The 17646-nt window shown below is 70.5% G+C and carries 23 protein-coding genes and 1 pseudogene; 6 read left to right on the top strand and 18 right to left on the bottom strand.

Translation table 11 applies throughout. The features are described 5' to 3' along the window. Positions 1-16 precede the first annotated feature (16 nt). The 5 genes from MFF40_RS16580 to MFF40_RS16560 all read right to left on the bottom strand — a co-directional run bounded on the left by MFF40_RS16580 (position 17) and on the right by MFF40_RS16560 (position 1691). On the bottom strand, positions 17-178 hold the full coding sequence (locus MFF40_RS16580) for a YqaE/Pmp3 family membrane protein (RefSeq protein ID WP_147854927.1): 162 nt from the start codon (positions 176-178) through the stop codon (positions 17-19). A gap of 75 nt (positions 179-253) precedes the next feature. Continuing rightward, complete coding sequence (locus MFF40_RS16575) at positions 254-427, bottom strand: hypothetical protein (RefSeq protein ID WP_187277720.1); 174 nt, start codon at positions 425-427, stop codon at positions 254-256. A gap of 131 nt (positions 428-558) precedes the next feature. Continuing rightward, the gene (locus tag MFF40_RS16570; RefSeq protein WP_147854926.1) at positions 559-846 is read right to left on the bottom strand and encodes a hypothetical protein; all 288 of its coding nucleotides are present in this window, start codon (positions 844-846) and stop codon (positions 559-561) included. 142 nt (positions 847-988) lie between these two features. Next, the gene (locus MFF40_RS16565) at positions 989-1273 is read right to left on the bottom strand and encodes a hypothetical protein (protein WP_147854925.1); all 285 of its coding nucleotides are present in this window, start codon (positions 1271-1273) and stop codon (positions 989-991) included. Between the two features lie 157 nt (positions 1274-1430). Further along, on the bottom strand, positions 1431-1691 hold the full coding sequence (locus MFF40_RS16560; protein ID WP_147854924.1) for a hypothetical protein: 261 nt from the start codon (positions 1689-1691) through the stop codon (positions 1431-1433). 519 nt (positions 1692-2210) lie between these two features. Here MFF40_RS16560 and MFF40_RS16555 point away from each other — a divergent pair. Continuing rightward, on the top strand, positions 2211-4661 hold the full coding sequence (locus MFF40_RS16555) for a bifunctional diguanylate cyclase/phosphodiesterase (protein WP_147897659.1): 2451 nt from the start codon (positions 2211-2213) through the stop codon (positions 4659-4661). Positions 4662-4767: 106 nt separating this feature from the next. Here the strand turns inward: MFF40_RS16555 and MFF40_RS16550 are convergent, their stop codons facing one another. Together MFF40_RS16550 and MFF40_RS16545 are read right to left on the bottom strand one after the other, a co-directional pair. Beyond that, entirely contained in the window at positions 4768-5028 is a 261-nt protein-coding gene (locus MFF40_RS16550) for a hypothetical protein (RefSeq protein WP_147897658.1), read from the bottom strand. A 307-nt stretch (positions 5029-5335) separates the two neighbouring features. Then, the gene (locus MFF40_RS16545) at positions 5336-5650 is read right to left on the bottom strand and encodes a hypothetical protein (protein WP_147857769.1); all 315 of its coding nucleotides are present in this window, start codon (positions 5648-5650) and stop codon (positions 5336-5338) included. A 181-nt stretch (positions 5651-5831) separates the two neighbouring features. Between MFF40_RS16545 and MFF40_RS16540 the strand changes: the two genes are divergently transcribed. After that, positions 5832-6092, top strand: a complete 261-nt coding sequence (locus MFF40_RS16540; protein WP_147897657.1) for a hypothetical protein — start codon at positions 5832-5834, stop codon at positions 6090-6092. A 156-nt stretch (positions 6093-6248) separates the two neighbouring features. Here the strand turns inward: MFF40_RS16540 and MFF40_RS16535 are convergent, their stop codons facing one another. Further along, positions 6249-6563, bottom strand: a complete 315-nt coding sequence (locus MFF40_RS16535) for a hypothetical protein (RefSeq protein WP_147897656.1) — start codon at positions 6561-6563, stop codon at positions 6249-6251. A gap of 233 nt (positions 6564-6796) precedes the next feature. Continuing rightward, positions 6797-7081 (bottom strand): hypothetical protein, encoded by a 285-nt coding sequence (locus MFF40_RS16530; RefSeq protein ID WP_147897655.1) that lies wholly within the window; start codon positions 7079-7081, stop codon positions 6797-6799. A 181-nt stretch (positions 7082-7262) separates the two neighbouring features. Between MFF40_RS16530 and MFF40_RS16525 the strand changes: the two genes are divergently transcribed. Both MFF40_RS16525 and MFF40_RS16520 read left to right on the top strand, forming a co-directional pair. Continuing rightward, positions 7263-8552: a TAXI family TRAP transporter solute-binding subunit gene (locus MFF40_RS16525; protein WP_147857383.1), complete on the top strand. Its 1290-nt coding sequence runs from the start codon at positions 7263-7265 to the stop codon at positions 8550-8552. 290 nt (positions 8553-8842) lie between these two features. Then, positions 8843-9370 carry a hypothetical protein gene (locus tag MFF40_RS16520; RefSeq protein WP_147897654.1) on the top strand — a complete coding sequence of 176 codons (528 nt, stop codon included), beginning with the start codon at positions 8843-8845 and terminating at the stop codon, positions 9368-9370. A gap of 118 nt (positions 9371-9488) precedes the next feature. On the opposite strand, the gene MFF40_RS16515 is transcribed toward MFF40_RS16520, so the two are convergent. The 5 genes from MFF40_RS16515 to groES all read right to left on the bottom strand — a co-directional run bounded on the left by MFF40_RS16515 (position 9489) and on the right by groES (position 12886). Continuing rightward, the gene (locus MFF40_RS16515) at positions 9489-9857 is read right to left on the bottom strand and encodes a hypothetical protein (protein WP_147856340.1); all 369 of its coding nucleotides are present in this window, start codon (positions 9855-9857) and stop codon (positions 9489-9491) included. Between the two features lie 123 nt (positions 9858-9980). Then, complete coding sequence (locus MFF40_RS16510; protein ID WP_147856339.1) at positions 9981-10223, bottom strand: DUF6522 family protein; 243 nt, start codon at positions 10221-10223, stop codon at positions 9981-9983. 107 nt (positions 10224-10330) lie between these two features. Further along, complete coding sequence (locus tag MFF40_RS16505; protein WP_238261418.1) at positions 10331-10681, bottom strand: hypothetical protein; 351 nt, start codon at positions 10679-10681, stop codon at positions 10331-10333. 183 nt (positions 10682-10864) lie between these two features. Continuing rightward, a complete protein-coding gene (gene groL / locus MFF40_RS16500) occupies positions 10865-12508 on the bottom strand; it encodes a chaperonin GroEL (RefSeq protein ID WP_147856338.1) in 1644 nt (547 codons plus the stop codon). Positions 12509-12598: 90 nt separating this feature from the next. Further along, positions 12599-12886: a co-chaperone GroES gene (gene groES, locus MFF40_RS16495; RefSeq protein WP_007565402.1), complete on the bottom strand. Its 288-nt coding sequence runs from the start codon at positions 12884-12886 to the stop codon at positions 12599-12601. Between the two features lie 569 nt (positions 12887-13455). On the opposite strand from groES, the gene MFF40_RS16490 reads away from it, so the two are divergent. Then, the gene (locus MFF40_RS16490; RefSeq protein WP_147856337.1) at positions 13456-13665 is read left to right on the top strand and encodes a cold-shock protein; all 210 of its coding nucleotides are present in this window, start codon (positions 13456-13458) and stop codon (positions 13663-13665) included. Positions 13666-13846: 181 nt separating this feature from the next. Beyond that, positions 13847-14209, top strand: coding sequence for a DUF6481 family protein (locus tag MFF40_RS16485; RefSeq protein WP_187278098.1), 363 nt, complete (start codon positions 13847-13849; stop codon positions 14207-14209). Positions 14210-14363: 154 nt separating this feature from the next. On the opposite strand, the gene MFF40_RS16480 is transcribed toward MFF40_RS16485, so the two are convergent. From MFF40_RS16480 to MFF40_RS16465, 4 genes and pseudogenes are all read right to left on the bottom strand, one after another. Continuing rightward, on the bottom strand, positions 14364-15710 hold the full coding sequence (locus MFF40_RS16480) for an LLM class flavin-dependent oxidoreductase (protein ID WP_147856822.1): 1347 nt from the start codon (positions 15708-15710) through the stop codon (positions 14364-14366). A 19-nt stretch (positions 15711-15729) separates the two neighbouring features. Continuing rightward, positions 15730-16269 (bottom strand): cupin domain-containing protein, encoded by a 540-nt coding sequence (locus tag MFF40_RS16475; protein WP_147856821.1) that lies wholly within the window; start codon positions 16267-16269, stop codon positions 15730-15732. A gap of 31 nt (positions 16270-16300) precedes the next feature. Further along, positions 16301-17275 (bottom strand): ABC transporter substrate-binding protein, encoded by a 975-nt coding sequence (locus MFF40_RS16470; protein WP_238261416.1) that lies wholly within the window; start codon positions 17273-17275, stop codon positions 16301-16303. Continuing rightward, positions 17275-17646: pseudogene (locus MFF40_RS16465) on the bottom strand (LLM class flavin-dependent oxidoreductase); the annotation flags it as partial. The pseudogene MFF40_RS16465 and the gene MFF40_RS16470, both read right to left, overlap by 1 nt.

Below are 17646 nucleotides of genomic sequence, written 5' to 3'. Positions count from 1 at the left end.
CGGCGCCGGCGGCGTGTCAGGCGGCTTCCCTGCGGGTGACAACCAGCGCCCAGATCGTCGCCGGGATCCATCCGATGATCGTGATGTGGAGGATGATGCAGAGGATGCCCTGCAGAATCTTCCCGCGCAGGAACATGGCGAGCCATGGCGCGAGGAAGCAGATGATGATCATGATCATGGGTTGAACGGCTCCTTGCAGCGGAGACATAGGCAGCCTGGCCGTTTCAGGTAGGGCCGATCCCGCCGCGTTTTCCTACCACGCGTGCACGAGGTGCCCCCCGGCCAGCACGAGCACGGCGAGGGTCACGAGCGAGATCAGGACCTTCCGGACCACGCCGGCCGCGCGGTCGGAGCGACGCCGGCCGTCCGGTGTCTTGAGGACCCGGATCTTCGGATCCGAGAGATGCTGCGTCAGGCTTTCGGGCAAAGCCCGCTTCGAAGCGCCAGACCTCGGCCGACCCCTGCGCATGCGCATCCCTGCTTAAAACCGCCGCCCCTTTGGCATCGCTCCCGCGCGGCCGGCCCATCGTGCCGGACAGCGGTCTTCGGGACGACGCCCTATCCGACGGTCACGGCACCGTCGATCGGGTTCACCGCGACGACGCGCGGCCCGCGGATCTCGGGGTCCCGCTGTTCCCACGCGGACAGGGCCGCGTTGGCGGCCTCGACGAGCGCTCCGGGCGAACCGGTCCCGACCTGGGGGCGGATCGCCTCGACGAGCCGCGCCAGGATCGTCTGCTCTTCGAGCGGGTGGGCGGGCATCGTCGCCTGCCGGCAGAACGCGGCGTAGACGTTCTCGGCAATCCTCCGGGCGACGCCGTCGGCGTGCGGTGTGTCGTCAGCCATCTGTCCGTCTCCCGATCGCCTGCGGCGCGCGAGCCGCCGAAGCGGGGACCGGCCCGGCGCCGGCGCGCGTGACATCAAAGCCCGAGCGGCGAACAGGGTTGCACTGCAATCGGCACCGCTCCCGCGGCGCTGCGGCTGAAGCTCAGTCGTCGTCGGTATCGGCCGGCGAGCCGGGCGGCAGGGGGCCGTCATCGATGACGCCGCGATCCCCGTAATTGTCGGGTACGCCGTCGAAGCCGACGACGCCGTCGGGATTGTCCGGCGTCACGTTCGGATCGACCCGCCGGATGCCGTCGCGGTTGAGGCGCCTGTCGAGCCGGTCCATCCGCCTGAGGTCGCGCTGGACCGGAACGTCCTGCATGCTCTGCGCCAGCGCTTCCGGTGCTGCCGTGAGGGCCATGACGGCACCGAGAGCCAGAAGCCTCATGTCGGATCGCCCTTCGCGTTCAGGTCCGCATGCGTGCCCGCGGAGCGTTGCCGGCGCGTGTCGGCGCGGCCGCAGGCACAGTGCCGGTGATTGCCCGGGGAATCAACGATAAGTGGCAGGCTGTCCCGCCTCCTGTTCGGGACGCGGCCGACGACCGTCAATCGACCCCGCATCCTTCCGCCCGTTCCCGCCGGCGGCGTTCCGCGTTCTGCTGCGCCTGCTCCTGCCAGCTGTCCTCGGGCGGGATCACGGCGACCCGGTCGGACTCGACGGCCAGGGCGTCCAGGTCCCGCATCCCGGTGGGCAGAGACCCGGTCGTCTGCGGGTCGTCGCAGCCCGGCCCGGACCGGTCGCCCCGGGCGAGGGCCGGGCCCGCGCATACGATCATCAAGGCCAGGAACGCGAAGCGGTGTTTCATGCGGGATGCCAAAGGAAGCCGTCAAACGATCCGTCGGCGGCGGGCGGAGAGCCGAGCCGCCGTCGGATCGTGGATACCGAAGAGGGGTATGGCGAAACGCTTAACGAAAAAGAGCCCGCCGCGGCTTGTGCCGAGCGGGCTCGAAGGGGTCGTCTTGGGAGGAGCCGTCACCTACCGCGCCTCCGGCGGCCGGGACACCGGTCATGAGGCATGGCCGACGCGCGCTGGCGGCATGTAACCGCCACGCTGGCCGGCTTGAGAACCGTTCCCAAGAGCAATCTTCGGGGCTTTTCGCGTCCATCGACGGCGATTCACGGCACCGGACGGGTGGGCCGGGCGCGGAGATCCGGCAGGCCCGCTTCGGAGTTCGGGCCGGGACTTTCTGGTCATGCCACACAAGCGACGACGCGATGACCCGGAACACCCCTCCTGAGAGGCGAAATCTTATTCCGAAATGCAACTTCTGATTAGTATTGGCCGCGCTATCGTGCGCCCGTATTGCCGCGTGGCGAGGCTCCCATGTACCGCGCTCTGGCCTGCCTGACCGACGAGCACACCCCCTGGGTGGTTCCCCTGGCGGCCTGTGTCTGCTGGATCTCGTGCTACGTCGCCCTGCTGCTCGAGCAGCGCGTGCGCAAGGGCGGCGCCTGGGCGCCGAGCTGGCTTCTGGCCGCCAGCTTCTCGGCCGGCGCCGGCATCTGGAGCACCCACTTCATCGGGATGCTCGGGTACGATCCCGGAATCGTCGTCGGCTACGAGGTCGCCACCACGCTGCTGTCGCTGATCGTCGCCATCGCGGCCGCCCTGGTCGCCTTCACGCTGCTGCGCGCCGCGCACCAGGGCGCGCCCTGGGCCGGGGCCGTCGCCGGCCTGGTCCTGGGCGGCGGCATCGCCTGCATGCACTTCCTGGGCATCGCCGGCGTGGTGCTGCCCGGACATTTCGACTGGGATCCGACCCTGGCCGTCGTGGCGGCGACGATCGGCTGCGGCCTCTCCGGCGCGGCCCTGATGGTCCATGGACGCGGCGGCGACGGCCGGACCCGGATGGCCGCCGCCACGATCCTGACGGCGGCCATCGCCGGGCTGCACTTCCTGGCCATGGCGGCGGCGCGCGTGGTCCCGGACCCGGCGCAGGAGACCCTGGATCTCGGCCTCGCCCGCGGTGCGGTGGCGGGCGGCATCGCCGTGATGATGGCAGTGATCCTGGCCTTCGCGGCGCTGGCGCTGATGCTGGACCACCTGCGCACCATCAACGCGGCGCTGGCCCGCCAGGGCCTCGCCCTGCGCGAGAAGACCCTGCTGCTCGACATGACCCTGGACAGCATGGACCAGGGGCTGATCCGGGTGGACGGGCGCGGCACGGTTCAGGTGTGCAACGAGCGCGCCCTGGCGCTCCTCGACCTGCCGCGCGCGATGATGCTGGGGGCCCCGAGCTACAAGGCCGTCCTGCGCCATCAGCTGCGCCACCGCGAGCACAACCGCACCGACCGGTCGTACCGGGACTGGATCGAGCGCGGCGGTCCGGAGCAGGCGCATGTCCACGAGCGCGTGCGCCCGAACGGCCTGGTGCTGGAGATCCGGACCGTGCCGCTGCCGGACGGCGGCTTCGTGCGGACCTTCACGGACATCACCCAGCGCAAGGCCGCGGAGGCCGAGGTCGCACGGCTGGCGCGGCACGACATCCTGACCGGCCTGCCGAACCGCGGCCTGTTCCGGGAGCATCTCGACGGGTGCCTCACCGAGATCGCAATCCGGGGCGGCACCGCTTCGGTCCTTTACCTCGACCTCGACGGCTTCAAGGGCGTGAACGACACGCTCGGCCACCAAGCCGGCGACGACCTGCTGCGCAGCGTGGCGGACCGGTTGCGGTCGTCGGTGGGGGACGGCGTCGTGGCGCGCCTGGGCGGCGACGAGTTCGCCGTCCTGCTCACCGGCGGCCCCGAGGAAGCCGTCACGGTCGCCGAGCGCCTGACCGGCCTGTTCGCGGCGCCGCTCCAGGTGGGCGGGCAGCGGATCGGCGTCGGCCTGAGCGTCGGCATCGCGGTGGCGCCGGAGCACGGGGTGAGCGCGGAATGCCTGTACCGGCGCGCCGACCTCGCGCTCTATCGGGCCAAGGCCGAGGGCCGGGGCACCTACCGGGTGTTCGCGGCCGACATGGACGAGGAAGCGGAGGAGCGCCGGGTGCTGGAGAGCGACCTGCGGCAGGCGATGGCCGACGAGGCGCTGAGCCTGCACTACCAGCCCCAGGTCGACGGCGCGACGGGCGTACTGGTGGGCTTCGAGGCGCTGGTGCGCTGGACCCATCCGGTGCGCGGCCAGATCCCGCCCGGGGTGTTCGTCCCCCTGGCCGAGGAGACCGGGCTGATCATCGCGCTCGGCGACTGGGTGCTGCGCGAGGCGTGCCGCGAGGCCGCGACCTGGGCGCCGTCGCTCAAGGTCGCGGTGAACCTGTCGCCGCGGCAGTTCCAGAAGCCGGACCTGCCCGAGACGGTGCTGGCCGTGCTGGCCCAGACTGGCCTGTCGCCCGACCGGCTGGAATTGGAGGTCACCGAGAGCGTGATCATCAACGACATGGCCCGGGCGATCAACATCCTGCGGCGCCTGAAGAGCTTCGGCGTCCGGATCAGCATGGACGATTTCGGCACCGGCTACGCGTCGCTGGCGACCCTGCAGGCCTTCCCGTTCGACAAGATGAAGATCGACCGCTCGTTCGTGGCGCAACTCGGCGTCGATCCGCAGGCGGCCGTGATCGTGCGCGCCGTGCTGAGCCTCGGCCGGAGCCTCCGGATGGGGGTCGTCGCCGAGGGCGTCGAGACGCCCGCGCAGAGGCGGTTCCTGGCCGACGAGGCGTGCGGGGAGATGCAGGGCTACCTGTTCGGCAAGCCGCGCCCGATCGGCGACTACGCCGAGATGCTGTGTTTTCCGGACCACTCCGAAGAGATGGCGCCCGTCGCCCGGGCGCGGGCCTGACGCACCCGCGCCGTTGAAGGATCCGACGATGCACGGCCCGGAACGCCAACCTGCAAGACAATCCGCCGCGGCGCCGGGCCGGGCGGGAATGGCCGACGGCGCCGGCTCAGCCGTGGGGCGAGCGCCGCCGCGCCGGGTATCGCGCTTCGGCGCGCTTGCGCACCGCCCGCGCACGCTCGACCTCGGCGACGCCGATCGGCCGGGGCGAGGCCTCCTGCGTGAACGGCATCCGGCTGCGGATGTCGCCGTAATAGTCCGCGCCGCTCATCCCGAAGCCGCCGCCCGTGACCGGACCGTCCATGAGCGGCTCCCCGGCGCAGGCCGCCGTGGCGGAGCAAACGAGGAGGGCGGCGAGGATCAGGCGCATGCTGGAACTCGGGCAACCGGGATTCGGCCGTTTCAAGACCACGGCCATGACGAGGGCGTGTGCGCCGGGCGGATCGGCCGCTCGGCCCCGCCCCGATCTGCTCACGGGGCGGGGGAGCGTCCGATCTCACCAGCGGTCGAGCCGATACGCGACGCGGCTCGTGATGCACGGTGACGAGCCGCGGTTAGCAGGCCGTGCGCGTGCCTCGGGATCGATCGTCCCGGGCCGGGACCGTGCACGCACGACGAGCCCGCCACGACAGGGGGCCGGGCGGGCTCATGAGGATCAGGATTCGGATCGGAAGCGGTCAGAAGCCGCCACGCCCATAGCCGCGCGGACCGCCATAGCCGTGCGGCCGGCCATAGCCACGACCGTACCCGCGACCGTATCCGCGGCCGTAGCCGTAACCCCGCCCCCGGAAGCCCGGGCCGCCGTAGCCATGGCGGTGGCCGCCGAAACCGGGTCCGAAGCGGGGTCCGCCGTAGCCGTACTGAACCCGCTCCACGGCCGGGGCAGCCTCGGCGACGGCCCCGAGACCGATCTGGGCCGCGGCGGCCGGGAGGGGCGCGAGAAACAGGCTGGCTGCGAACAGGCCACCCGTCAGCGTCGGTATCTTGAACACGGATTCTCTCCTTGCCGAGGCCGCTGATGCGCGGCCCCGGCTTAGTGGCAACCCGATGGGCTCTCGGACCGTTCCTGACGGAGTGACCTGCAACGGCCTTCCTGCGGATGCGCCCCGCTCCCACGCGACAAACCCGGCTCGTCGGCGAACCGGCCGGACGGCGCGCGGCGTCCAGTGCGCGATGATCCTAGAACGCCCGTCGGTGCGGTGGCTCGTGGTCGCGCTCGCGGTCTTCGGCAGCACCCCCGCATTCGCCCGGGGCGTTCGAGCCGACAGGGCCCATCGCCGCGAAGGGATCCAGGCGCAGCCCTTCTTCTATCCGCGACCGCCGACCACGACGCTGCGCGCCCCGGACGACGGCATCATCCACTGGAACACCCCGAACAAGGACGGCAATCTCGGCGGCCCCGGAACGGGCGGCGGCGGAGGAGGTGGCGGCTAGGGCGCGCGCCGCCGGAGGGGATACCGGTCCGGCGCAGGCGAGAGGGTTGGATCCAGGACCTGGAGCCACCGGCGAACCGGCGAACCGGCGGTCTCGCGGCCGCGGCGTGCGTTCCATCCGCAGGACCGCGCCCGGCGCGCATCAGGCGGCGATCAATCAGCCGCCGCCATTGTCGCCGCCGCCGCCGCCGCCGGTCTGGGGAACGCCGCGCTCGGGCTGGCTGGCATTGCCGCCCGCCGCCGTGTCGGTCGTTATGGTCGCCGCCCCCGTCCCCGCCGGCGCGATGACGGCCGTGCTGCCCGGGCCGCCGTTCTTGGCCGCGTCCGGGACGACGACGGTTCCCGGCGGCGTGCCGGGCGCCACCGGCCGGGGCGGCCCGGGCTGCGTGATCGGGGCGGGAGCGGTACTGGTCTGGGCGAGGGACGGTGTTGTGGCAGTCAGCGCAAGGACAGCGAAGATGGCATGACGCATCATGGTCTCCTGGGCATCTCGGCCTGACGTGCGCGTCGCACGGGGCCGTCGTGCCAAAACGTACGATGGGAGCCAGGGTTTCCCGCCGATAGGCCCGCCGGCCGCGCCATCCGGCATCGGGCGGTCCGGGATCACGAACCGGCGCATCCGCCGGAGCCGGAGCGGCCACGAAGAAGCCTGCCGCGAGCGGGGCGAACCCCCTCGCGGCAGGCGGCCTCGCCCGGCGCCGGAGGCTACTTCCCGCTCGGGGCGGCGTAGCTGCCGGTGGTGCCGTTGCCGCCGCTGCTGCCGGCCGGCGCGCCGCGGGTGGTGTTCCGCACGAAGCTCGCACCCGGGTACTTCCGCTGCGTCCGCGCCATGCTGCCCCGGCGCCTGTGGTGGTGGCGCATCCGAACCTGGGTGAGCAGGGCGGACGGCGCGGCCAATCCGGCCCCGGGGCCTGCCGGGACGGCCGCGGCCGGTAGACTCAGGATGGCGAGGCCGGCACCGGCCAGCGCCGCGAGATAGGGGATGCGCATCGAGATTCCTCCTGCCGCGGCACCAACGGATCGCCCCGGCGCAGGGAGAAGTTCGCGAGCCGCCCTCCGGTTCACGGATCCTTCCGATCCGGAAAGGTTGCCGGCGGTCGGCGAGCGTTCGCCCGGACCTTGAGCCGCGTCCTCACGTTATGCTGTCGGCTCGGCAGACAGCGCGGCACGGATGATCGGGCGTTCCAAGACGACACTCATCGCCCTGGGCGTCATCGCCGGCGCCGCGATCGTCGCGGTGCTGGTCCATCTGCTGCTCGGCCTGCTCGCCCTCGACATCGCCGTCGCGAAGACCAGCACGGAGGATCGAGAGGCGGCACAGGCGCTGACGCAGCTCTTCGAAACCCGGCATCCGCGGGTCCGCATCCGGACGATCTACGAGCCGGATCGCCTCGGGGCAGCGGAGGCCCTCGACAGGGGCAAGACCCAGCTCGCCCTGGTGCGCAGCGATGCCGCCCCGAAGGACGGACAGACCCTGGTCATCCTGCGCCGCGACGCGGTCGTGTTCATCGCGCCCGGCGGCAGCGCCGTCGACAGCGTGGCCAAGCTCAAGGGCAGCACGGTCGGGCTCCTCGACGGACGCAAGCTCGATCCGCGGCTGCTCGACCTGATCCTGACCCATTTCGGCGTGCCTCCGGGAAGCGTCCATCGCCGGATCCTGAGCGTGGACCAGCTGACCGAGGCCGCCCGCACCCGGCAGATCGGTTCGCTGTTCGTCGTGGCGCCGGTCGGAAGCGCACTATGGCTGCCGCTGTTCACGGCGCTCCGCAAAGGCTCCGGGGCGGTGAAGCTGTTCGAGGTCGACGAGGCGGCGGCGATCGCCAAGGAACATCCCGTGCTCGACACGATCGACGTGCCCAAGGGCGCCTTCCTGGGTTCCCTGCCGGCGCCGGGCGACGACATCACCACCCTGTCGGTCAGCCACCGGCTCGTCGCCAGGGGCGCGATGCCCGATTGGCTCGCCGGCGAGATCACCCGCGAGGTGCTGACCGGCAAGCCGCGGCTGGTGGCGCTCGACGACGACCTGGCCGGCATCGAGGCGCCCGACACCGACGACAAGGTCCAGGCGCTCCCCATCCATCCGGGTGCCGCCGCCTACCTGACCGGCAACCAGCCGAGCCTGGCGGATCAGGCGCAGAATGGGGCCTACTGGCTCGGGCTGATGATCAGCGCGGCAGCCTCGCTGAGCGCGGCGGGCATCGGCCTGTATCGCCGCTTCCGGCCGCGGCGGCCGCCGACCCGGGTCATGCGCCTCCTGGAGATCTGGCTGTCCGTGTCGGGCGCCGAGCCCGCCGACCTCGAACGGCTGGAGCGGGAGGCCGACGCGCTCGCAGCCGATGCGATCCGGTCGGAGGCGCACGGGCGGACGGAGAGCGTCGAGATGCGCCTCGTCGCCCTGCTGGTCACGCATGTCCGCGAGGCCGTCCAGAGACGCAGGCGCGCGGCGCGGCAGACGTCGTAGCCTTCAACGGCCCGGATTCGAGGCCGGCACGGCGGCCGGTCCGGAGGTGGCGACGCACGAACCCGACGGACCCATATCGGCACCGCTGCCACAACCATGAAGCGCGGAAGGCAGTACTTCGACTGTGCTATGGAGCCGCGGCACTTGAGGTCATCCCAAAAGCCTATGCTGCACGAACAGGATTGTTGATCTCCGCGCTCGACAACGCGTGGTTCAGTCCCGTATGATGCTTGAACGTTGCCGGCACATTTTGCGCCGCCGGGCACGTTAGTCTCAGGAATTCCGCACACATGAAGCGCCGGAGCGCGCGGCCGTTCACGGTCGAAGTCAAGCATACCCGCACCTCCCGCGTCGCGCTGGTCGATACGACGGCGCGACACCGCGACAATCCCGATCTGTGGTGGGACATTCCGCCGGACACCGCCGACAAGCCGGCCGAGGCCGCGTTCGCGCCCGCCGCCCCTGTCGAGCCGGCGCCGCCCGAGACCCCGGCCCGGCGGGTGCTGCCGAGCCTCGTTCCGATGTTCGCGACGGCGAGCGAGCCCGACGCCGACGAGGCGGACGACGCCCCGTCGGTCGAGCGCCTGCCGCGGGTGCGCCGGGCCAAGGCCGTTTCGAAGCCGGCTTCGAAGGTGCCGTCCAAGCGTGCGCAGACGCCCGTGGTCACGGTGGCGCGGCCGGTTCTCGCCCCGGCGCCGGTCGCGGTCGTGAGCCAGCCGGCCGCGATGCCGACGCGCCCGGTCCGGCTTTCCCGGCAGGGCGACACCCTCAAGGCCGGCGAGCGCTGGAAGCGGCGGTTGCCGCGCAATCTCTGGTGATCGGATCCGAGGCCGCCCCGCGGTAACGCCGCGGAGCCCGATGGGCCGTGCGGCTTCTCTCCCCGGTTGCGACCCTTTTTGCAGACGGCTGCGGGGCCGAGCAGCCGTCCGTCCCCCCTCAGATGCCGACGCTGGCCGCGCCCGCCTCCGCGGCCTGGCTGACGGTCGCGCCGTTCCGGAGCGCCATCGCGATCGCGGTCGAGGCCGTGTCGACGGCCTCCGCACGGTCCTCACCGTAATCGTACATGCTGTTGGCCTGCGACCCGAGCCGGGCGTGAAAATTATCCGGAAAGTTCTTGTCCATCCGCTGCTTCAGCAGGTTGGTCGCCGCATGATAATCACTTTCGAACCCGGATGACTGATAAGCCGGCGCGGCATCGTAGGTCCCGCCCTCCTTGTCGGCAGCAGCTTTGCGGTTCTTGTGGTCGATCGTCTGCGAGAACAGGAAGCCGATAACCTTGGCCATAAGCCATCTGAAGGCGTTCATGTCGGTCCTCGACGAGAGCAGCGGCGGAATCTCTTCAGGTCTGTACCACGCATTGTCCCGGCGCCGCGGCTTTCTTGGCCGCGATGACCTTTTGCCCGGCCGCGAACCGCTCCGGGCGGCCCGTCACCATCGCTCCTCGGCGATGAGCGCCCCGCTTTCATCGAAGATGCCCCGCCAGCCCTTGTCGAGCAGGCGGACCGTCACGCGGGTCTGATCCGCCTCCGCGCCCGAGCCGGGCTTGATGCGAGCCTCGACCTGGCCGAGGCGTTCCTGCTGCTTGAGGACGGCCATGGTGACGCCCAGGCGCGACGCCAGCTCGCGGGGATCGACGATCCAATCGCCTTTGTGACCGAGATCGAGCCGCACGGCGCGAATCCTTTATCCCTACGGGTGCCCTAACGGAGCCGGCCGGCATCGACGCCACCGTCTAACTTTAGCGGGGCGCTGGCTCCTCCGGACAACGACGGTGCGGATCAGAAGGCGTGCGCCGTGCCGCGCCGCTTGCGCGGTGTCCTGTGGTGAGATCGGGCCGGATGGCGCCGGACCCGGACCCGGGGCGGCGGCGCTGCCTGCGGTACCATCACCGGGACGCCGTCATGCTCCGCGATGACTTCGCGCGCATGCGCGACGCTCATGTCGCAGGCACTGGTCATGCCCTGGAGCGCGCCGAGGGCGCGATTGTATTCGGGGAGGTTGGTGCACCCGGGAATGCCCCAGGCACGGGCCGGGGCGGGCGCCACCAGGACCGTCGTCACCAGCGCCAGGAGGGCGGCGCGCGGGGCGAGCGTCAGGACGATCCCGTCCCGATGGATGAGCAGGCGCATCAGAATCTCCCGACCGGCACCAGGGTCAACCCGCATCGGCCCGCTTGGTGCGGTGCGGAGGGGGTCGCGGTTGCGGGACGGCGCAGGCCCGGATCGATGCCCCGGGCCGGCTTGCAAGTGAGGATCCGGCGCGACCGCGAAAAGCGCCCGCGCCGGATCGTGGTGTTTAGGTCTGGAGCCGGCTTAGAAGTCCATGCCGCCCATGCCGCCCATGCCGCCGCCGCCCGGCATGGCCGGGGCTTCCTTGCGCGGCAGCTCGGAGATCATCGCCTCGGTGGTGACCAGCAGGCCGGCGACGGAAGCCGCGCCCTGGAGCGCCGCCCGGACGACCTTGGACGGATCGACGATGCCGGCCTGGAGCATGTCGACATACTCCTCGGTCTGCGCGTTGAAGCCGTAGGTCTCCGAGGCGTTGGCCAGGATGTTGCCGACCACGATCGAGCCTTCCACGCCCGAGTTCTGGGCGATCTGACGGATCGGGGCCTCGAGCGCCTTCAGCACGATCTTGATGCCGGCCAAGACGTCGGGGTTGTCGCTGGTCAGACCCTGGGCGGCCTTCTTGGCGCGCAGCAGCGCGGTGCCGCCGCCCGGGACGATGCCTTCCTCGACGGCCGCGCGGGTGGCGTGGAGGGCGTCGTCGACGCGGTCCTTCTTCTCCTTGACCTCGACCTCGGTCGAGCCGCCGACGCGGATCACCGCGACGCCGCCCGCGAGCTTGGCCAGGCGCTCTTGCAGCTTCTCCCGGTCGTAGTCCGAGGTGGTCTCCTCGACCTGCGCCTTGATCTGCGAGATGCGGGCCTCGATGTCCGACTTCTCGCCGGACCCGTCGATGATCGTGGTGTTCTCCTTGTCGATCCGCACCCGCTTGGCCCGGCCGAGCATGTCGAGCGTCACGTTCTCGAGCTTGATGCCGAGGTCCTCGGCGATCATCTGGCCCTTGGTCAGGATCGCGATATCCTCGAGCATCGCCTTGCGGCGATCGCCGAAGCCCGGCGCCTTCACGGCCGCGACCTTCAGGCCGCCGCGCAGCTTGTTCACCACGAGGGTGGCCAGCGCCTCGCCCTCGATGTCCTCGGCGATGATCAGCAGCGGCTTGCCGGTCTGGACCACGGCCTCGAGCACCGGAAGCATCGCCTGCAGCGACGACAGCTTCTTCTCGTGGATCAGGATGTAGGGATCCTCGAGCTCGGCGATCATCTTCTCCGCGTTCGTGATGAAGTACGGGGACAGGTAACCGCGGTCGAACTGCATGCCCTCGACGACGTCGAGCTCCGTCTCGGCCGTCTTGGCCTCCTCGACCGTGATCACGCCCTCGTTGCCCACCTTCTGCATGGCGTGGGCGATCATCTCGCCGATCTCCTTGTCGCCGTTGGCGGAGATCGTGCCGACCTGGGCGATCTCCTCCGAGGAGGCGACCTTGCGGGAGCGCTCGCTGATGTCCTTCACGACCGCGGCGACCGCGAGGTCGATGCCGCGCTTCAGGTCCATCGGGTTCATGCCGGCGGCGACATACTTCACGCCTTCGCGGACGATGGAGGCGGCCAGCACGGTGGCGGTGGTGGTGCCGTCACCCGCGATGTCGCTCGACTTCGAGGCCACTTCGCGCACCATCTGGGCGCCCATGTTCTCGAACTTGTCAGCGAGCTCGATCTCCTTGGCGACGGTGACGCCGTCCTTGGTGATGCGCGGGGCGCCGAAGCTCTTCTCGATCACGACGTTGCGGCCCTTGGGACCCAGCGTCACCTTCACGGCGCTGGCGAGCAGCTCGACGCCGCGCAGCATCTTCTCGCGGGCGTCGACGGAAAAACGGACGTCTTTGGCTGACATGGACGATCTCTTCTGTTGTCGTTCGGCCCCGAGGCGCGCCGGAGCGGGCGCCTCGAAGGGCTTGAGGAGCTTTGGGCTGGGCGGACGCCCTTAGGCGACGACGCCCATGATGTCGGATTCCTTCATGATCAGAAGGTCCTGGCCGTCGATCTTGACCTCGGTGCCGGACCACTTGCCGAACAGCACGCGATCACCGGGCTTCACCTCCAGGGGATTGATCTTGCCGGCCTCGTCCCGGGCACCGGGTCCGACGGCGACGACCTCGCCCTCCTGGGGCTTCTCCTTGACGGTGTCGGGGATGATGATCCCGCCCTTGGTCTTCTCCTCGCCCTCGATGCGGCGTAGCACCACGCGGTCGTGCAGCGGGCGAAACTTCATGTGTGGCATCCTGGTCGTCCCGCCTCCGGGTCTCGCGTCGGCATGACGGAGCCCGTACGGGAAAGGCGGCAGCGGACCGAATCATCCGCGCCGGGTCGGGACCTCTTAGCACTCAATCGGCGAGAGTGCTAACGCTCTTCGAAGCCGGCGGGCCCGATCGCGACCCGCCGGAGCGGCCCGGATCCGGACGGGCGGCCTGAATATTGAAGGTCGTGCACCAAAACAACATCGCAAGAACCCGCGATTTCACGGGCACGCCGGACCGTTTTTCTCGGCAGCCTCTTTCGGGATTGTGATTATCCCGGCAATGCGCTAGAGAACGCATATCGATTTGAGGCCAGATATTCGGCCGTCTCGCCACAACAGGGCGAGCGCTCTGCATCTCTCCCATTTTCGACGACTCGCGGATGAGCGCATGCACGGCGTGCGCTCGACCCATTCGATCGTCCAGCGTTCGCTGCCCGTGCAGCGCATCGGCAGCAAACCCTGGATCTTTGTTACCGTATGATGATTTTGATCGGCCGGAATGCTGGTCGATCGCATCATGCTCTAAAGCAGTTGGAATATTTATGACCATCGGCACCGTTAAGTGGTTCAACGAGACCAAGGGCTTCGGCTTCATCCAGCCTGACGACGGCGGCAAGGACGTGTTCGTGCACATCTCGGCTGTCGAGCGCGCCGGCATGCGCAACCTGATCGAGGGCCAGAAGCTCTCCTTCGAGCTGGAAACCGACCGTCGCAGCGGCAAGCAGTCCGCCGGCAGCCTCCAGGCCGCCTGAACCGAGCGCCTCACCCTGAGGACGCGTTTCGAAGCCGTTCCCTGTGTGGAGCGGCTTCTTCTGTTTCTGGACCGGCATCCGCGATGCCGTTTCGGGCTCTTGATCGGGCATCATCGGTCTCCGAAACCCTTTCGGGATGATGCTCTCGCCACCGGCGCTGCGAAGCGCGCGAGGAGTATCCGTGGGTCAATTCAAAGAAACGCAGCTGTCCGATCGTCTAGAGGCCGGCGCGAAGGCCAAGGAAGAGCGGCTGGCCCAGTTCCGGGCACGCCCCCCGGCCGACGATCCGGCCGTCCTCGCCCGGCAGGCCGAGCGCCAGGCCGTCGTCGAGGCCCGCGAGGTGCGGGTGAGCGAGCGGGAGGCCGCCCGCGCCGCCGCCGACGCGGTCCGTGCCGCCGAAGCCCTCGCCGAACAGGAGCGCGCGGCGGCCGAGATCGTCCGTCAGGCCGCCGAGAAGGTCGAGCGCCAAGCCGCCCTCGCCGCCGAGCAGAAGGCGACCCGCGACGCCCGCTTCGCCGCCCGCAAGGCCAAGGTGAAGCGGTAACACGGCGCTCTTTTCGAAAGCCGTTCGTCCAAGCTTTCCACCTTGATCACCCCGTCATTCCGGAATCGTCTGCGGCGCTCCGAAATGACGGGAGTGGCGTCCTGGGCAGCCGCGCAGATCTCGATCCTTCCGAGAAACGGCACATCCTGTTCGGTCACGCGCCGCCCGTCTCGTCCGACGCAAAAAACCGGTTCGGCGGGCGCGGCAGGCCGAGATGGTCGCGCAGGGTCGTGCCGGCATAGTCGCGCCGGAACAGGCCGCGCCTTTGCAGTTCCGGCACGAGCCGGTCGACCACGTCGTCGAGCCCTTCGGGCACGAACGGGAACATGACGTTGAAGCCGTCGCAGCCGCGGCTCTCCAGCCATTCCTCCATCCGGTCCGCAACCTGCGCCGGCGTCCCGACGAAATGGAGCCCGGCATAGGCGCCGACCCTGCGGGCGAGGTCGCGCACCGTGGCGCCGGTCCGGTGGGCCTCGCCGAGGATCTGAGCCTGGCTGGTCTTGCTGGCGTTGGTCTCGGGGATCTCGGGCAGGGGCGCGTCGAGATCGAAGCCGGAGGCGTCGACCCCGAGCCGCACCGACAGGTTGGCGAGCCCGCTGTCGGGATGGACCAGATCGTCGAGGCGCGTCCGCTTGGCCCGCGCCTCGGCCTCGGTCTCGCCCAGGATCACCAGGGCGCCGGGCAGGATCTTCAGGTGGTCGGGATCGCGCCCGAGCGCCGGCATCCGGCCCTTCACGTCGGCGTAGTAGGCCTGCGCGGCCTCCAGGGTGGAACTCGCGCCGAACACCATCTCGGCGGTCTCGGCCGCGATCTGCCGTCCCGCCTCCGAGGCGCCGGCCTGGACGATCACCGGCCAGCCCTGCACCGGCCGGGCGATGTTGAGCGGGCCCTTCACCTTCAGGAACTCGCCCGCGTGGTCGAGGACGTGCAGCTTGTCGGGATCGAAGAACAGGCCGCTCTCCGGATCCATCAGGAAAGCGTCGTCGGCCCAGGAATCCCACAGGCCGGTGACCACGTCGTAGAACTCGCGCGCCCGGGCGTAGCGCACCGCGTGGTCGAGATGCGCGTCGCGGCCGAAATTCAGCGCCTCGTCCGGGTTGCCCGAGGTGACGAGGTTCCAGCCGGCCCGGCCCTTCGAGATGTGGTCGAGGGAGGCGAACTTCCGGGCCACATGGTAGGGCTCGTTGTAGGTGGTCGACGCCGTGGCGATCAGCCCGATCCGCGACGTGAGCGCGGCGAGCGCCGGCAGCAGCGTCAGCGGATCGAACGAGGTCACGGTGGCCGAGCGGCGCAGCGCCGCCACCGGCATGTTCATCACCGCCAGATGGTCGGCCATGAAGAAGGCGTCGAACTTCGCCGCCTCCAACCGCCGGGCGAAATGCGTCAGGTGCTCGAAGTTGAAGTTCGCGTCCGGGTAGCCGCCGGGATAGCGCCACCAGGCCGTGTGGATCCCCACCGGGCGCATGAACGCGCCGAGATGCAGCTGGCGGTCTCGACTCATGGTTGCGCTCCGCAGGGATTCACGGGTGCTTGTGGATCGGATCGACCCAGTGGACGGATTCGGGCCGCTCCACCGGCTCGACATCCGGGATGTTGACCACCACGGCCTCGTTGTCCGAGCGCACCAGCACGCAGTGCAGGGGCTCGTCCGTGGAGGCGTTGATCTCCTGGTGCGGCACGAAAGGCGGCACGAAGATGAAATCCCCCGGCCCGGCCTCGGCCACGTATTCGAGGCGCTCGCCCCAGCGCATCCGGGCGCGGCCGGAGAGCACGTAGATCACGCTCTCCAGGGCGCCGTGATGGTGCACGCCGGTCTTGGCGTCGGGCTGGATCGCCACCGTGCCGGCCCAGATCTTCTGGGCGCCGACCCGGGCGGCGTTGACGGCCGCCTGCCGGAACATGCCGGGGGTCTGCGCGGTGTTGCTGTCGAGCTGGTCGCCCGGGATCACCCGCACGCCGTCGTGCTTCCAGCGCGCCGCCCCCTCCCCTGCGGGGTGATCGTGATCGTGCTTTTGGCCGTCCTCGTGGGCATGGCTGTGGCCGTCGCCGGCGTCGTGCATGGTCAGGACCTCTGATCCGGGGAACCGCCCATCATTGCACCGCCGCCGGGATTTCCGACAGGCCTCGCGACAGACCCTCGGGCAGGGCTTGGGAAAACCCCGTGTCGAAGATCGCCGCCGCCTGCGGGGCGCGGCCCTTCGGGATCAGGCCGGCGCGGACGTAGAGGGCGATGGTGCGCTGCTCGTCGGCGATCACGTCGGCATCGATCGGCACGGTCCGGTAGCCGGCGCGGCTGAACCAGCGCAAAGGCACCGCCTCCGGCAGGCCGATCAGCTTCGACCAGACCTTCGCGTAGGGCGCCGGGTCCTTGAGCGCCCAGGCCCGGGCCTTCGCAAGGCGCGCGGCGAAGTCGGCGAGCAGGGGTCGCTTGTCCTTCAGGGCGCTGTCGCGCGCCACCGTGAAGGTCAGCCCCGGGGTGATGCCGTTCCCGTCCCGGACCACCCGGGCCAGGCCGGCGAGTTCGGCGGTCGAGGTGTAGGGCTCCCAGGTCGCCCAGGCATCCACGGACCCGGACGCAAGGGCGATCTTGGCGTCCGCCGGCGGCAGGAAGCTGAACACGACGCCGTCGAACGGCAGCCCCGCCTCCTCCAGGGCGGCCAGCACGACCTGGTGGCCGATGGAGCCGCGGTTGGTGGCGATGCGCTTGCCCTTGAGATCCGCCACGGTCCGGATCGGCGAATCGGGCGCCACCAGGATCGCCAGCCCGTCCTGCCGGTTGCGGAACGCCATGAACGCCTTCACGGGCGCCCCGGCGGCGGCCGCGAAGGTAAAGGGCGCGTCGCCCACCCCGCCCGCATCGATCGCCCCGGCATTGAGCGCCTCCAGCAAGGGCGCGGCGGCCGGGAACTCGCTCCATTCGAGCCGGTAGGACAGGCCATCGAGGACGCCCGCCGCCTCCATCAGGGCGCGGGCGTTGCCGCGCTGGTCGCCCATCCGCAGCACGTCTTCCGCCCGAACCGGCCCGGCTGCCAAGAGGGCGAGAACCAAGAAAAACGCGGCGCGCATCAGGCGGCCTCGGCGGCGCTGCCGCGGGCGGCGAGGGCGGCCTTGAACGCCGGCAGCAGGTCCCGGCCGTACTGGATCGCGTCCTCCAGCGGATCGAAGCCGCGGATCAGGAAGGTGCGCACCCCGAGGTCGTGATAGTCGAGCAGCGCCTCGGCCACCTGCTCGGGCGTCCCGACCAGCGCCGTGGAATTGCCCGCCGCCCCGGTCTCGGTCGCGATGGCGGTGAACAGCCGCGTGTCGAGGCGCGAGCCGGCGGCGGGCCCCCCGAGCACCGGACCCGGGCCCGCCGCCTCGGGCCGGGCCCCCGGCCCGACCCCCCCGGCCGCCCGGGGCGGGCGGGGCCCTCGCCAGGTGGGCCCCCGGCTCGCCCC

It is taken from the genome of Methylobacterium mesophilicum (assembly GCF_022179445.1).
In the GTDB taxonomy this organism is placed as follows: Bacteria; Pseudomonadota; Alphaproteobacteria; order Rhizobiales; family Beijerinckiaceae; genus Methylobacterium; species Methylobacterium mesophilicum.
Note: the sequence above shows the minus strand (reverse complement) of the source record. Positions and strands in the feature narration are given on the sequence as shown.